This window comes from Streptomyces sp. NPDC001970 (assembly GCF_053594115.1).
The window spans coordinates 188,554-203,580 of the sequence record NZ_JBSFDW010000006.1 but is presented as its reverse complement, the minus strand read 5'-3'; the positions used below and the strand labels follow the sequence as shown (position 1 = coordinate 203,580).

The window sequence follows — 15,027 nt, the reverse complement described above, 5'->3', positions numbered from 1 at the left end:
CGGTGCCGACCACCCGGACCGGCCGCACGACCCCGACCGGCCGGACAGCGACCGGCGGGACCACGATCACGGAGAGGGCCACCGCCCGGCGGCATGACGGGGGCAGGCCCCCGGCGCGCAGCGAAAAGCGGCCTGCGGGACGCGAGTCCCGCAGGCCGCTTCGTACTTCTTGCAGGCCTTCGCGCGCACCTGGCGCCCGGCTCCTACAGGAAGGAGTTGATCTCGATCGTCTCGGTGCGGCCGGGGCCGACGCCGATCGCCGAGATCGGCGCGCCGGACATCTCCTCCAGCGCCTTCACATAATCCTGCGCGTTCTTCGGCAGATCGTCGAAGGTCTTGGCCTTGGTGATGTCCTCGGACCAGCCCGGCAGGTACTCGTACACCGGCTTCGCGTGGTGGAAGTCGGTCTGCGAGTACGGCAGCTCCTCGACGCGCTTGCCGTCGATCTCGTACGCGACACAGACCGGGATCTGCTCCCAGCCGGTCAGCACGTCCAGCTTGGTGAGGAAGAAGTCGGTCAGGCCGTTGACGCGGGTGGCGTAGCGGGCGATGACCGCGTCGAACCAGCCGCAGCGGCGGTCACGGCCGGTGGTGACGCCGCGCTCGCCGCCGATGCGGCGCAGCGCCTCGCCGTCCTCGTCGAAGAGCTCGGTCGGGAACGGGCCGGCGCCGACACGGGTCGTGTACGCCTTGAGGATGCCGATGACGCGACTGATCTTCGTCGGGCCGACGCCGGCGCCGGTGCAGGCGCCGCCGGCGGTCGGGTTGGAGGAGGTGACGAAGGGGTACGTGCCGTGGTCGACGTCGAGGAGCGTGCCCTGGCCGCCCTCGAAGAGGACGACCTTGCCCTCGTCGATGGCGTTGTTCAGGATCAGCGTCGTGTCGGCGACGTACGGCTTGATCTGCTCGGCGTAGCCCAGCATCTCCTCGACGATGCGGTCGGCCTCGATCGCGCGGCGGTTGAAGACCTTGGCGAGGAGCTGGTTCTTGTTCTCCAGCGCCGCCTCGACCTTCTGGGCCAGGATCGACTCGTCGTACAGGTCCTGGACGCGGATGCCGACGCGGTTGATCTTGTCGGCGTACGTCGGGCCGATGCCGCGGCCGGTGGTGCCGATCTTGCGCTTGCCGAGGAACCGTTCCGTCACCTTGTCGAGCGTGACGTTGTACGGGGTGATCAGATGGGCGTTACCGCTGATCAGGAGCTTGGACGTGTCGACGCCACGCTCGTTCAGCCCGCTCAGCTCGGAGAGCAGGACCGCCGGGTCGACGACGACTCCGTTGCCGATGACCGGGGTGCACCCCGGCGAGAGGATTCCGGAAGGGAGGAGGTGGAGCGCATACTTCTGGTCGCCGACGACGACCGTGTGGCCGGCGTTGTTGCCACCCTGGTAACGCACCACATAATCCACGGATCCACCGAGGAGGTCGGTGGCCTTTCCCTTGCCTTCGTCACCCCACTGAGCACCGAGCAGCACAAGTGCGGGCACAGGCGTACACCCCTTCCGGGCGGGGCATGTCCAAGGTCAGGGGGCCTGAGCCGCCGACCGGTGTGCCCCGGAATAGACGAAGCCCCTGGCGCAATAGCGCAAGGGGCTCTTGCACAAAGATGCTACCCGAGGAAGGACCGAGGTGTCGGCTCACGACCAGCTCCTGGTGGTCATCGACCCGGTCGCCCGCCGTATTGACGGCGAGTCCGTTCGGATCGTGAAGGATGTGTTGTGTGCCGGGGCAGCGGCGAAGATCTGCCTGCCCGACGGGCCCGAGGAATTTTGCCGGGCACTGGCCCGAAGGGGTGCCCGGCGGCCTGTCGTGGTCGGTGATGACCGTGCGCTGGTGCGTGCGGTCGCCGCTCTGCACCGGGGGCGCGGGCTCGCGGACGATGCGCTGTCGCTCGTGCCGGTGGGGGTCGGCGCGTCGGTGGAGCTGGCCGGGTCGCTGGGCGTGCCGACGGGTCCTGTGGCGGCGGCGCGGGCGGTGCTGGACGGGGTGGCGCGGTCACTGGATCTGCTGGTGGACGACAGCGACGGGGTGGTGCTGGGGGAGCTGCTGATCCCGGCCTCGTCGGCGGCCGTCGCGCCAGCTGCGCCCGCCGGTTCGGTCTGGCACACCTGCCGCTCCCTCGTCCGCACGCTGGTCCGCCCGTCGTCGCCGTCCGCTCCTCCGGCCGCGTCCACGCACCGGCTGCGGGTCGAGGCGGACGGGGTGCTGCTGAGCGACCTGGACGAGCCGGTCGAGGACGTCCGGGTGCGCGCGGCCGAGGGAGCGGCGGAGGTGACCGTGCACCGCTCGGCGGGCGCGGAGACGCTGCGCACCCTGGCCAAGGTGATCACGGTCTCGGGCCCGAGCTTCCGCTACCGCGCGGACGCACTGATCCTGGGCCCGGTCCGGCACCGGACGTGGACGCTGCGGCCGAAGGGCTGGTCGCTGACGCTGCCGGCCGCGTGACCGCCGGAGCAGCCTCGCGCCGACATCGGCAGGGGTGGGTCGGGTCGGGGTGGGTTTCATGAACATCGGGGACGGCGGGGACAGAGCGCTGCGGCTGCTCTCCACCGAGGAGGCGCTCGACCGGTACCGGAGACGGTGGCGGGGCTGGGCGCCGGCGGGCGTGGCACCCTTCGTCGTGGCCGTGCTGAGCCCTCGAGCGGCTGGTTGCCGGGGCGTCGTCGGTCTGAGAGCAGGACGCGCTCCCGGGTGCGCCGCGGGAGCGGTGCGGCCCCGACCGTCAGGAGTCTTCAGGAGCCCTCAGGAGCCGAACACCTGCTCGCGGTGCTCCCGCCAGCGCTCCATCATGTCGACGAGTTCGTGCTGGATGAAGTCGAAGAACGCGACGGTCTCCGTCAGCCGGCGCCCGGCCGGGGTGTCCGGGCCGAGACTGGTGACGCCCTCGCGCAGGGAGTCCGACCACCGCTTCAGGATCGCGTCGCGGTTGGTCAGCGCCTCGTACCACTGATCGCTGTGCACGCGGTAGCGCTCGCGCCGCGAACCGGGTTCGCGCTCCCGCGAGACCATGTGCACCTGCGCCAGATAGCGCACCGCGCCGGAGACCGCGGCCGGGCTGACCTGGAGCTGTTCGCCCAGCTCCGCGGAGGTCAGGGTGCCGGAGTCGGAGGAGAGCAGGGCGGCGAAGACCCGGGCGGGCATGCGCGTCATGCCCGCCTCGACGAGCTGCGCCGCGAAGCGTTCGACGAAGTCGGACACCGCCGCTTCGTCCCGCTCGCCGCGCTGCTTCGCGTTCTGTTCAGTCACCACCGGATCATCTCCCCTGTTCACACCCCTGCCGCGAGTTTATACGTTTCCTTAACTTCACAAATTTGTGAAACTAGCGTACGTTCCAAATCATGACGAAGGCAATCACGGTCGCCGGACTGCACAAGTCGTTCGGGCGCACACACGCACTGGACGGCCTCGACCTCGCCGTCGAGACCGGCGAGGTCCACGGCTTCCTCGGCCCCAACGGCGCCGGGAAGTCCACCACCATCCGGGTCCTCCTCGGCCTGCTGCGCGCCGACTCCGGCGCCGCCCAGCTGCTCGGCAAGGACCCCTGGAAGGACGCGGTCGAGCTGCACCGGCAGATCGCGTACGTCCCCGGCGACGTGACGCTCTGGCGCAACCTCTCCGGCGGCGAGGTCATCGACCTCTACGGCCGGCTCCGCGGCGGCCTCGACAAGGCGCGCCGGAACCGGCTGATCGAGCGGTTCGAGCTGGACCCGACCAAGAAGGGCCGTACGTACTCGAAGGGCAACCGGCAGAAGGTCGCCCTCGTCGCCGCCTTCGCCTCCGACGTGCAGTTGCTCATCCTCGACGAGCCGACGAGCGGCCTCGACCCGCTGATGGAAGAGGTCTTCCAGCAGTGCGTCGCCGAGGAGCGCGACCGCGGCAGGACCGTCCTGCTCTCCAGTCATGTGCTGAGCGAGGTCGAGGCGCTCTGCGACCGGGTCAGCATCATCCGCAAGGGCCGGACCGTCGAGAGCGGGTCGCTCACCGACCTGCGCCATCTGACCCGTACGAGTGTGAGCGCCGAGCTCGCGGGGGCGCCCAACGGTCTCTCCCGCCTTCCCGGTGTGCACGACCTCGCCGTTCGGACGATCGAGGGGGGCCAGGGCAAGCGCGTCAAGCTCCAGGTCGACACCGACAAGCTGGACGCGGTGCTGCGCTCCCTGACCGAGTCGGGCGTACGGTCGCTGACCAGCACCCCGCCCACGCTGGAGGAGCTGTTCCTCCGTCACTACCAGGACGACGTACGCGCGGAAGAGGCGATGGTCCGATGACTGCCGTAGCGGAGACCGGTGCGGCATTCGCGCCCCGGACCGGCGGAAGCCGGCCGCTGGCGGGCACGGGCGCGCTGCTCAGGCTCGCCCTGCGCCGCGACCGGGTCATGCTCCCCATCTGGGTCGTGGTGGTCGGCGCGATGGTCGTCAGCGGCGTCGGCTCGCTCGAGACGCTGTACGACACCGACGCCGAGCGGGCACAGCTCGCCGCGTCGATGTCCACGAACAGCTCACTGCGCAGCCTCTACGGGCCGGTGTTCGACGACAGTGTCGGCGGGCTGGTCGCATGGCGGTTCGGCACCTTCGCCGCCGTGCTCGCGGCCGTGATGAGCCTCGTCATCGTCGTGCGCCACACACGCGAGGAGGAGGAGACGGGCCGTCAGGAGCTGCTGTCGTCGGCGATGGTCGGGCGGCGGGCGGCGCTGACCGCGGCCCTGCTGACCGCGGTGATCGCCAACGCGGCGGTGGCTCTGGTGATCACCGCCGGTCTGTCCGGGCAGGGCACCGGAGGTGCACTCGCCCTCGGCCTCGCGATCGGCGGGACCGGAGTGCTCTTCGCCACGATGGCGGCGATCGGCGCGCAGCTGACCGAGAGCGCGCGGCTCGCCAAGGGGCTGACGGCCGGGGTGCTGGGGCTGGCGTTCGTGCTGCGGGCGGCCGGTGACGCCGGCACCGCCGGGGGTGCTCCCCCTGGCTCCACCGGGGGGACCCCCACCCAGGCCGAAGGCCTGGGTGGAGGATCGTCCGTGCTGACCTGGCTGTCGCCGATCGGCTGGGCCGAGAACGTACGGGCCTTCGCCGACGAGCGGTGGTGGGTGCTCCTGCTGATCGCCGCGGCTGTGGCCGCGCAGTGCGTCGTCGCGTTCACCCTGGCCGGGCGCCGTGACGTCGGCATGGGCTTCCTGCCCACCCGCCCCGGACCGGCCGAGGGCCGGATCGCGACGGCCGGCGGACTCGCCTGGCGGCTGCAGCGCGCGACCCTCTTCGGCTGGGCGGCCGGCTTTCTGCTCGCCGGGATCGTCTTCGGCGGCATCGCGAGCGGCGCGGCCGACCTGGTCGGCGACAACGAGCAGGCCAGGGAGATCTTCCAGCGGATGGGCGGGCAGGCGGCGCTCACGGACGCCTTCCTGGCGGCGATGATCGGCATGTTCGGGATGATCGCGGCGCTCTACGCGGTGGGGTCGGTCCTGCGCATGAACGGCGAGGAGACCTCACAGCGCGCCGAACCCGTGCTCGCCAACGCGGTCGGCCGGATTCCGTGGGCCGCCGGCCACCTGGCCATCGCCTTCGGCGGCGCCGGGCTGATCCTGCTGCTCGGCGGGGCCGGCATGGCGATCGGCCACGGCGGGGAGCTGGGGGCGATCCTGGGCGCGGCACTGGTCCAGGTTCCCGCGGTGTGGACGCTCGCGGGCCTGGCGATGCTGATGTACGGCGTCTTCCCGAAGGCTGCGCCGGCGGGGTGGGGAGTGGCGGGGCTGTGCCTGGCGCTCGGGTGGATCGGCCCGGCGCTGAACCTGCCGCAGTCCGTGCTGAATCTCTCGCCCTTCGGCCATCTGCCGAAGCTGCCGGGACCGGAGATGGACTGGCCGCCGGTGCTGGTGCTGACCGCGCTGGCCGCCGCCCTGGTGGCGGCGGGCCTGGCGGGCCTGCGCCGCCGGGACCTGCAGACCTGAAGCCCGGACGGCTCCCTCGGACGCTCGGCGCCCGGACCTGCAGCGGAGTCCGGGCGCCGCGTGCCGTCGGTGTGCGGGCCCGCGGGAGAGGGTCAGAGCTCCACGCGCAGCTCCCGTACCCCGCGGATCACGAACCCCGGCTTCCACTCCGGCTCCGCCGCGAGCCGCATCGTCGGTGCCTCCCGCAGCAGTTCGCCGAAGGAGGCGGCCAGTTCGATGCGGGCGAGCGGGGCGCCGAGGCAGTAGTGGATGCCCGCGCCGAAGGAGATGTGCGGGTTGTCGGGGCGGGACAGGTCGAGCTCGTCGGGCCGCTCGAAGCGGGCCGGGTCACGGTTGGCGGAGCCGAAGAGGAGCGCGAGCTCGGAGCCGCGCGGGATGAGCGTGCCGGCGATCTCGATGTCGTCGAGGACCCAGCGCTCGAAGAGCTGGAGCGGCGTGTCGTAGCGCATCAGTTCCTCCACAGCTGTGGACAGCAGGGAGTGGTCGGCGCGCAGGGCGGCCAGCTGCTCGGGGTGGCGGAAGAGCGTCCACCAGCCGTTCGCGGTGGTGTTGACGGTCGCCTCGTGGCCAGCGTTCAGCAGCAGCACACAGGTGGAGATCATCTCCTGTTCGCTCAGCCGTCCCGCCCGTCCCCCGCCACCGCCCTTGCACGGAGGCCCTTCGGGCCGCGCCTCTTCACTCTCCTCGTACGCGGCGATCAGCGCCGAGATCAGGTCATCGCCCGGGGCTTTGCGGCGCTCGGCGATCAAGTCCCTGAGGTACGCCGAGAATTCGAGCGAGGCGCGGACGGCCCGTGCCGCCGTCTCCTCGGACGGGTTCAGCTCGTACATCCCGCAGATGTCCGCCGACCAGGGCCGCAGCAGTGCCCGGTCCGCCTCCGGGACACCCAGCATCTCCGCGATCACCGCGACCGGCAGCGGCTCGGCGACCTCCGCGAGCAGATCGCCCCCGCCCGCCTTCCTCAGGTCCGCGACCAGCCCGGCCGCGAGCCGCCGCACGGTCGGGGCGAGCGCCTCGACGGTGCGCGGGGTGAACGCCTTGGTCACCAGCCGCCGGATCCGCGTGTGGTCCGGTGCTTCGAGGTCCAGCATCCCGTTGTCGTTGAGCGTGTGGAACGGCTCGTGCGCGGCGGGCGGGGGCGTGCGGCCGAACTCCTCGTGCGTGAAGCGGTGCAGGTACGTACGGCCCAGGCGCCGGTCCCGGAGCAGTGCCGAGACGTCGGCGTGGTGCGGGACGAGCCACTGGCGGGTGGGCTCGAACCAGTGCACGCGGCCGCGGGCGCGCAGGTCCGCGTACGCGGGGTAGGGATCGGCGACGAAGTCAGGGGACCAGGGTGCGAAGGCTGCGTCCATGCCCGGACGCTAGCCCGCCCGGGCCGTCTCCGGCGACCATGGGCGACGCCCGCGGCGCTTCTCTTCCCGCCCCTTCCCGAACGGGAGGCATGCCCCGAACCCCTACGCCCTGCGGGCTCGGGGCGCAGGTTGCGGTCGACCGGGCCCGTTCCTCTGCCCCCAACGGGCTCCACAGGAGCCGTTGGGGGCAAGGGCGGTACGGGGCGGTACGGCGCGGAGCCGTCAGGAAGGGGGTCCGGGGCGGAGCCCCGGTTCAGGGGAGGGGCGGGCGGGGCGATAGCCCGCCGCAGCGCCCTCCGTCACGCCCTAGGCGGGCGTGACCAGCCGCGCCTCGTAGGCGAAGACCGCCGCCTGGGTGCGGTCGCGCAGGCCCAGTTTCACCAGGATGCGGCTGACATGCGTCTTGATCGTGGACTCGGCGACGACCAGGTGCGAGGCGATCTCCGCGTTCGACAGGCCCTGCGCGATCAGCACCAGCACCTCCGTCTCGCGCTCCGTCAGATCGCCGATCTGGGCCATCGCCGGGGGCCGCGGGGCCGTGGAGATGCGCGAGAACTCGGTGATCAGACGGCGCGTGACCGTCGGCGCGAGGAGCGCCTCGCCCGCCGCAACCACCCGGACGCCGTCCGCGAGCTGCCGGGCCGAGGCGTCCTTGAGGAGGAAGCCGGAGGCCCCGGCGCGCAGGGCCTGGTACACGTACTCGTCGAGGTCGAAGGTCGTCAGGACCAGCACCTTCGCGTCGGTGTCCGCCGCGACGATCTCGCGGGTCGCCTCGATGCCGTTGAGCTCGGGCATCCGGATGTCCATCAGGACGACGTCCGGGCGCAGGGCGGCGACCTGGGCGACCGCGTCCCGCCCGTTGACCGCCTCGCCGATCACCTCGATGTCGGGCATCGCGTTCAGCAGGACGGAGAAGCCTTCGCGGACCATCATCTGGTCGTCGACGATCAGGACACGGATGGTCATGCGGTCTCGTCCCTCGCAACGGGGAGGAACGCGGCGACCTCGTAGCCGCCGTCCTCCGTCGGCTCGGCCGTCATCTCACCGTTCAGCATCGTCACGCGCTCCCGCATGCCGGTGATGCCGTGGCCGGCGCCGGGCGAGGGCTTGACGAGTCCGCGCGCCGGTCCGTTGACGATACGGAGGCCCAGCCCGCCGAGGACGTACGAGACCTCTACCTTCGCGGGCGCGCCGGGTGCGTGGCGCAGCGCGTTGCTGAGGGCCTCCTGGACGATGCGGTACGCGGACAGCTCGACGCCCTGCGGCAGTTCACGGACCGCGCCGGTGATCGCGAGGCCGACGTCGAGACCGGCGTCACGGACATTGCCCAGCAGCCCGTCGAGATCGGCGAGCGTCGGCTGCGGCGCGTCCGGCGCCTCGTAGTCCTCCGCCCGTACGACTCCGAGGACCCGGCGCAGCTCGGTGAGCGCGGCCACCGCGTTCTCCCGGATCGTCACGAAGGCCTGCTCCAGCTCGGGCGGCGGGTTCTCCACCCGGTAAGGGGCGGCCTCCGCCTGGATCGCGACGACCGACATGTGGTGGGCGACCACGTCGTGCAGCTCACGGGCGATGGTGGTGCGCTCCTCCAGCAGGGTGCGGCGGTCGCGCTCGACCGCGGTGACGCTCTGCTGGACGGCGACCTCCTCGCGCGCCTCGCGACGGACCTGGACCATGGCGACCAGGAGCAGCACGAAGGCCGAGAGGACCATCAGCGGACCGGTGCTGCCGGTGCTGTACCCGCGGCTCAGTGCTGTCTCGGTCACAAGTCCGAACGCGCCCGTCAGCAGCCACATCCACATGGCGGTACGCGGGCGGGTGCGCGCCGCGACGAAGGTCAGGACGGCGAGGTGCGAGGCGATCGTGGCGCCCGACCAGGGCCAGTCGCCCCAGGGGTTGGCAAGGACCGCGACGAAGAGCGTGGCGGCGAGCGAGGCCCAGAACGCCAGCACCGGACGGACCAGCGTCATCAGCACCACGGCCGCGGGCACCGCGCCGAAGACGAACGCGCCGAGGTCGTTCATGCCGCTCGTCGTGGCGCCCGCGAGCAGCACGATCAGCGCGCAGCCCGCGACGAACGCGTGCGGTGTCCAGACCGCGTACCTGCGTATCCGGCCCGGCAGCCGGCGGATCACCGGCGCATCCGTGGCCAGCGGCGGCAGCGGGCGGTACGCGAAGGCGTCGTGGAAGAGGTCCTGCCGCAGACCGCCGAGCGCGCCCATGGCCAGGCGGAACTCGGGGCTGCGGCTCGCGGCGTCGGCGCGCGGTACGCGCTGTGTGGTCTGCGTGTCGGTCACGTCAGCCAAGGTACGGGCCGGGACGGACGCGGTCGTCACCTGCGATGCGGATCCTTCCGCGTCCGTCGCAGGTACTACATGGGTCCGCCCCTGGTCAGGCCCGGAACGCCGCCGCGTGCGACGCCGCCCACTCCGCGAACGTACGCGCCGGGCGTCCGGTCACCTTCTCCACGGCGTCGACGACGGTACGGCCCACCTCCGGGGTGTTCCCGTACGCGACGAGGAGGAAGTCGATCACGTCCTGCGGCAACCCGGCGGCGCGCCACTTCCCGACGGCTTCCTCGGGGGTGAGCTCGACCAGCTCGACGGCCTTTCCGCGCGCGGCGGCGATCGCGTCCACCTTGTCCTGCAGGGTCAGCACCTCGGGGCCCGTGATGACGTACGACCGTCCGCCGTGGCCGTCCTCGGTGAGCGCGACGGCCCCGACCGCGCCGATGTCCGCCTCATGGACCATGGCGCTCAGCCGGCCCGTGAACGGCTCGCCGACCGTGTCCTCCGCGCGGACGGACTCGGCCCACTCCAGCGCGTTCGCCATGAACTCGACCGGCATCAGCACCGTCCATGCCAGGTCGCTCGCCACCACCGCGTCCTGGAGCGGCGTACGGTCGCCGCCGTGCAGGACCGTGACCCGCCGGACCCCTGCCTTGCGGGCGAGTCCGACGATCCGCGGGCCGGTCTCCAGCGGGGCCATGTACTCCCCGCCGAAGGTGATCAGGTGCAGTCCGGCAATGCCTTCCAGGGCCGGGATCAGACTGTCCGGGTCGGTGAGATCGCCCTGGACGACCTCGACGACGGCCGGGAGGGACGCCTTCGCCCTCGCGGGGTCGCGCGTGAGGGCGCGGACGGCATGGCCACGGGCGAGGAGCTCGGCGACGACCTGGCGGCCGACGGTGCCCGTGGCACCGGTGACAAGGACCTTCTGGTGGTGCGCGGTGTTCGTCATGGCATGACCGTACGAAGCCTTGCGGTCAGGTTCTGTCCGCAAGGCCAGGCGGTTCACCAGGCGAGCTGAGCGATCTCCTCCGCCACCACCGCGCACGCGTCCGCCGCCGGATCGATCAGCGGGAAGTGCCCGACGTCCTCGAGGAGGGTGAAGCCGACCGTCTCGCCCGCCTTCGCCGCCGCGTCCACGTACGCCTCGGCGACCGCCTGCGGCACCACGGTGTCCTCGCGGCCCTGGACGACCGCCGTCGCGATCCCGGTGGGCAGCAGCACCGCCGGGTCCGCGTGCGCCGCACGCTCCTCGAAGCGGTCCTTTCCGCCGAGCAGCTGGTGCACGGCGCCGCCGCACACGGACAGCTCCGCCGCCCTGCCGAAGTCCGCGATCGGAGCCAGCGCGACGACTCCGCGCAGCACCGGCGCCGCCGCGAGCCGCCACAGCGACCCGACGGGCAGCACATGGCGCGCGGCCGCCCACAGCGCGAGGTGGCCGCCCGCCGAGTGGCCGGTGAGCACGATGCGCCGCGGGTCCGCCTGGGGCAGTGCCGTACGGGTCAGCCCCGGCAGCGCGTCCAGCGCCGCCGCCACGTCGTCGAACGTCTCCGGCCAGCGCCCGGCCACCGGACCGGTGGCGTCCTCGTCGTCCCGCTGCTGCGGCAGCGAACCACCCCTGCGGTACTCCACGTTCGCCACGGCGAAACCGCGCCGGGCCAAAAAGTCCGCGAACGGGGTGACGTGCTGCCGGTCGTACGGAGCCCGCCATGCCCCGCCGTGCAGCACCACGACGAGCGGCACCGGGTCCCGGCTGTCGCGCGGCGCGTAGAAGTCGACGACCTGGTCGGGGTGTTCGCCGTACGCGACGGTGGCGTCCGGGGCAACGGCCGGATGCGACAGGGCCGAGGCCTCTTCGGCGGCGTCGCGAGCGGCGGCGGGGTCCGGCATGCTGCTCCAACCTTTCGGTGAGGGGGCCGAATCGGCCTGACCAGCGGGGACGGTATCAGGCCCCCGGCCCCCCGCGATCAGCCGTGCGCCTCGGTCAGGACCTCGGCCAGGACCCTGGCCGCGCGCTCGGTGTCCGCGAAACCGACGTACAGCGGAGTGAATCCGAATCGCAGCACGTCAGGGCGGCGCAGATCGCCGACCACGCCGCGTGCGATCAGGGCCTCCATGACGGCGGGCGCCCCCTCGCACGACAGCGCGACCTGGCTGCCGCGCTCGGCGTGCGCACGGGGCGTCAGTGAGGTGACCCTCCCGTCGGGGACGTACGCCTCGACGCACTCCAGGAAGAAGTCGGTGAGGGCGAGCGACTTGGCCCGTACCGCCTCCACCGAGACCCCGTCCCAGACGTCGAGGGCGGCCTCGAGCGCCAGCATCGAGAGAATGTCGGGCGTACCGACCCGGCCGCGGACCGCGCCGTCCGCCGCCTTGAACCCGGAGGCCATGGCGAACGGGTCGGCGTGCGAGTTCCAGCCGGGGAGCGGCGAGTCGAAGCGGTCCTGGTGGCGCTCGGCGACGTACAGATACGCCGGCGCACCGGGGCCGCCGTTGAGGTACTTGTACGTGCAGCCGACCGCGAGGTCCACGCCGTGCGCGTCGAGCCCGACGGGCAGCGCGCCCGCGCTGTGGCACAGGTCCCAGACGGCGAGCGCGCCCGCCTCGTGCACGGCCGCGGTGAGCGCCGGCAGATCGTGGAGCCTGCCGGTGCGGTAGTCGACGTGGTTGACGAGCGCGACGGCCGTACGCGGTCCGAGCGCGGCGGGCAGCTCCGCCGGGGTGACGGGCACGAGACGGCGGCCGGTCAGCCGGGCGGCGGACTCGGCGATGTATCCGTCCGTGGGAAACGTCGTCGCGTCGACGACGATCTCGTCCCGGTCGTCGCCCGCCATCCGGACCGCCGCGACCAGCGCCTTGAAGACGTTCACGCTCGTCGAGTCGCCGACGACGATCTGCCCGGGCGCGGCGCCGACGAGCGGGGCGATGCGGTCGCCGATCCGCTCGGGCGCGGTCCACCAGCCGCTCTCGGTCCAGGAGCGGATGCGCAGCTCGCCCCACTCGCGGGTGATGACGTCGGCCATGCGCTCGGGGATGTGGCGGGGCAGCGCGCCCAGCGAGTTCCCGTCGAGGTACACGACGTCCGCGGCATCGGCCGCATGATCGGACGCAGTGAGCGCGAACAGCTCGCGCTGCTTGGCCAGTTCGTCTGCGGCGTCCAGCGCCGCGGCCTTCTCGGCCAGGTCCGCTGAAGAATCAGACATGGCTGCGCGCCGTCCAGAGCTCGGGGAACACGTTCTTCACGGCCCGCTTCTCCAGCCACGCGACGCCCGCCGAACCGCCGGTGCCCGTCTTGGAGCCCATGGCGCGGCGGGTGGCGACCAGGTGGTCGTTGCGCCAGCGCCAGACCAGCTCACCGACGTCGGTCAGCGCCTCGCCGAGGCGTACGAGCTCGGCGTGCTGGTCGTCGTCCTCGTACACGCTCGCCCACACCCGCTCGACCTCGGGCGACGGCTCGTACCGCTGGGACAGATCTCGGTCGAGGACGGCCTGCGGGACGGGCAGCCCACGGCGCGCGAGCAGCCGCAGGACCTCGTCGTACAGGCTCGGCTCCTGCAGGGCCTTCTCCAGCTCGGCGTGGACGCGCGGGGCGCCGCGGTGCGGGACGAGCATCGACGCCGACTTCTCGCCGAGCAGGAACTCCATGCGCCGGTACATCGCCGACTGGAAGCCGGAGCCCTCGCCGAGGGCGCCGCGGTACGAGTTGAACTGCATGGGGGTGAGCTGCGCGAGGGGCCGCCAGGAGGCGTTCAGCGCGTCCAGCTCACGTACGGACCGCTTGAGTGCGTCCATCGCGACGGGCAGATCGTCGCGGCGCAGGGCACGGGACGCGGTCTCCCACTCGTGGACGATGACGGTGAACCAGAGCTCCATCACCTGGGTGGTGACCAGGAAGACCATCTCTCCGGGATCGTCGGAGCGAGGGTGCTGGAGATGGGTGAGGACGTCCGCCTGGACGTAGTCCTCGTACGGGGTCGTGCCCGCGAAGTCGAGGTTCGGGGTGTCCGAACCGGCTCCGGAGGCATCGGGATGCTGCGACATTCGCTGTCTCCTGACACAAGTGTCCGGGTAGCGGTCCGCCCCTTTCCGTTGGTGGTATCGGAGCTCCGGTCCCCTGCGGGCATCATAAACAGAGGCTCCGACCCCTCCGCCAGGGGCGGACGCCAGGGAGAGGGCGCCCGCCCCGGTCCGCCGGGAGTCGCGGTCGGCCGAGGGCCTGGATCAGTGGAAGGCCCGCATCAGCCGAGGGGCTGGATCAGCCGAGGGTCTCGGCGGCCGTCTCGGACGAGTCGCGCAGGAACGTCGTGCAGCGCTCGTACTCCGCCTGCTCACCGATGGCCTGCGCGGCGCGGGCGAGGGCGTGCAGGGCAAGAAGCGCGGTTCGGCTCGTGCTCCCATGAGAATGGTGGAATGTACCCGAGAGTGGGAGGGAACTACGGCATGACCGAGCAGGAGTGGCTGGACAACGTCGCGGCCCAGTTGCCAGAGCGGAACCTGGAATGGGTGTCGGAGCTTGCCAGGATCTGCTCCACGGAGTGGATGGGCGTCAAGCCCCCTACGGGGGAGGCTTGCAAACCCGCCGACACAAGTGTCCCCCCATGACGGCGAAGTTTCGAGCCCGACCAAGGAGTCGACGGGGGTTCCAGGCGTCCGCTCATACCGACGGGATCTGAACCGATGACCTCTTCACGCGTACCTGTGGACGAGAGGAAGACATGAAAGTCGGGATCACTGGTCACCGTGGTAGAGCGCGACGTACGCCGCGCCCTGGTCGAGGCGGTCGGAGATTACGCCCCTGCCGAGCTGGTCGGCGTGAGCTGCATCGCGGACGGGCCCGACGCCTGGTTCGCGCAGGCCGTGCTCGACCACGGCGGCCGGATCGAGATCGTGCTGCCCGCTGAGCAGTACCGCGCCGATCTCCCCGACTGGCACCACCCCACATACGACGAGCTGCTACGCCATGCCACGGAGGTGCACCGCACGGGCCTTGACGGCTCCGGCTCGCACGCACACATGGAGGGCAGCGAACTGCTCGTCGACCGGGTCGATGTGCTGCTCGCGGTGTGGGACGGAAAGCCGGCCCGCGGCTACGGCGGCACAGCCGACGTCGTCACCTACGCCGATAGCAAGGGCGTCCCCGTCCGCGTACTGTCGCCCGAGGGGGCGACACGCGACTGACCTTCCCGCGCGCGGAGCGGAGGGCAGCTCCGCATCTCCAGAAGCCGATCGGACCGCCGCCGCAGGCCAGAACCCAAACCCCCAGTCGACGGACACCGCATCGGCACCCGCCCGACCCGCAGCGCAGTACGGGTCGAGGCCGAGCAGCGAGACGACGGCCCTTGGGTCGTCCACGACTATTGGGCACGGTGGTGCTGGTGTCACGCTGTCATGGGGATGCGCCGAGGATGTTCGGAGGCTGGCATCGCTCGGGTGACGCCGCATACCCGCG

General features: G+C 71.8%; 12 protein-coding genes and 3 pseudogenes. 5 read left to right on the top strand and 10 right to left on the bottom strand.

Going from position 1 to position 15,027, the window contains the following annotated elements:
- Positions 1–203: 203 nt before the first annotated feature.
- On the bottom strand, positions 204–1,487 hold the full coding sequence (locus tag ACWCP0_RS10670; protein ID WP_451078478.1) for an adenylosuccinate synthase: 1,284 nt from the start codon (positions 1,485–1,487) through the stop codon (positions 204–206).
- Between the two features lie 142 nt (positions 1,488–1,629).
- Here ACWCP0_RS10670 and ACWCP0_RS10665 point away from each other — a divergent pair, with 142 nt between their 5' ends.
- A complete protein-coding gene (locus tag ACWCP0_RS10665; RefSeq protein WP_451078477.1) occupies positions 1,630–2,445 on the top strand; it encodes a diacylglycerol kinase in 816 nt (271 codons plus the stop codon).
- A 297-nt stretch (positions 2,446–2,742) separates the two neighbouring features.
- On the opposite strand, the gene ACWCP0_RS10660 is transcribed toward ACWCP0_RS10665, so the two are convergent.
- The gene (locus tag ACWCP0_RS10660; RefSeq protein ID WP_451078476.1) at positions 2,743–3,249 is read right to left on the bottom strand and encodes a GbsR/MarR family transcriptional regulator; all 507 of its coding nucleotides are present in this window, start codon (positions 3,247–3,249) and stop codon (positions 2,743–2,745) included.
- Positions 3,250–3,338: 89 nt separating this feature from the next.
- On the opposite strand from ACWCP0_RS10660, the gene ACWCP0_RS10655 reads away from it, so the two are divergent.
- Positions 3,339–4,268 (top strand): ATP-binding cassette domain-containing protein, encoded by a 930-nt coding sequence (locus tag ACWCP0_RS10655; RefSeq protein WP_451078475.1) that lies wholly within the window; start codon positions 3,339–3,341, stop codon positions 4,266–4,268.
- Positions 4,265–5,941 carry an ABC transporter permease gene (locus tag ACWCP0_RS10650; protein ID WP_451078474.1) on the top strand — a complete coding sequence of 559 codons (1,677 nt, stop codon included), beginning with the start codon at positions 4,265–4,267 and terminating at the stop codon, positions 5,939–5,941. The genes ACWCP0_RS10655 and ACWCP0_RS10650 overlap by 4 nt, the downstream gene beginning before the upstream one ends.
- A 92-nt stretch (positions 5,942–6,033) precedes the next feature.
- Here the strand turns inward: ACWCP0_RS10650 and ACWCP0_RS10645 are convergent, their stop codons facing one another.
- The 8 genes and pseudogenes from ACWCP0_RS10645 to ACWCP0_RS10610 form a co-directional block, all read right to left on the bottom strand.
- Complete coding sequence (locus tag ACWCP0_RS10645; RefSeq protein WP_451078473.1) at positions 6,034–7,293, bottom strand: cytochrome P450; 1,260 nt, start codon at positions 7,291–7,293, stop codon at positions 6,034–6,036.
- Positions 7,294–7,599: 306 nt separating this feature from the next.
- A complete protein-coding gene (locus ACWCP0_RS10640) occupies positions 7,600–8,259 on the bottom strand; it encodes a response regulator (RefSeq protein ID WP_451078472.1) in 660 nt (219 codons plus the stop codon).
- Positions 8,256–9,596, bottom strand: coding sequence for a sensor histidine kinase (locus tag ACWCP0_RS10635; RefSeq protein ID WP_451078550.1), 1,341 nt, complete (start codon positions 9,594–9,596; stop codon positions 8,256–8,258). The genes ACWCP0_RS10640 and ACWCP0_RS10635 overlap by 4 nt, the downstream gene beginning before the upstream one ends.
- 85 nt (positions 9,597–9,681) lie before the next feature.
- The gene (locus ACWCP0_RS10630) at positions 9,682–10,530 is read right to left on the bottom strand and encodes an NmrA family NAD(P)-binding protein (protein ID WP_451078471.1); all 849 of its coding nucleotides are present in this window, start codon (positions 10,528–10,530) and stop codon (positions 9,682–9,684) included.
- A 53-nt stretch (positions 10,531–10,583) separates the two neighbouring features.
- A complete protein-coding gene (locus ACWCP0_RS10625) occupies positions 10,584–11,468 on the bottom strand; it encodes an alpha/beta hydrolase family protein (protein ID WP_451078470.1) in 885 nt (294 codons plus the stop codon).
- 77 nt (positions 11,469–11,545) lie between these two features.
- Complete coding sequence (gene kynU, locus ACWCP0_RS10620; protein ID WP_451078469.1) at positions 11,546–12,781, bottom strand: kynureninase; 1,236 nt, start codon at positions 12,779–12,781, stop codon at positions 11,546–11,548.
- Complete coding sequence (gene kynA / locus ACWCP0_RS10615) at positions 12,774–13,619, bottom strand: tryptophan 2,3-dioxygenase (protein ID WP_451078468.1); 846 nt, start codon at positions 13,617–13,619, stop codon at positions 12,774–12,776. The genes kynU and kynA overlap by 8 nt, the downstream gene beginning before the upstream one ends.
- A 214-nt stretch (positions 13,620–13,833) precedes the next feature.
- Positions 13,834–13,984, bottom strand: a pseudogene (locus ACWCP0_RS10610) (DUF3151 family protein); the annotation flags it as partial.
- A gap of 309 nt (positions 13,985–14,293) precedes the next feature.
- On the opposite strand from ACWCP0_RS10610, the pseudogene ACWCP0_RS10605 reads away from it, so the two are divergent.
- Positions 14,294–14,756 (top strand): annotated as a pseudogene (locus ACWCP0_RS10605) (hypothetical protein).
- Between the two features lie 93 nt (positions 14,757–14,849).
- Positions 14,850–15,012 (top strand): annotated as a pseudogene (locus tag ACWCP0_RS10600) (FAD-dependent oxidoreductase); the annotation flags it as partial.
- Between the last annotated feature and the right edge of the window lie 15 nt (positions 15,013–15,027).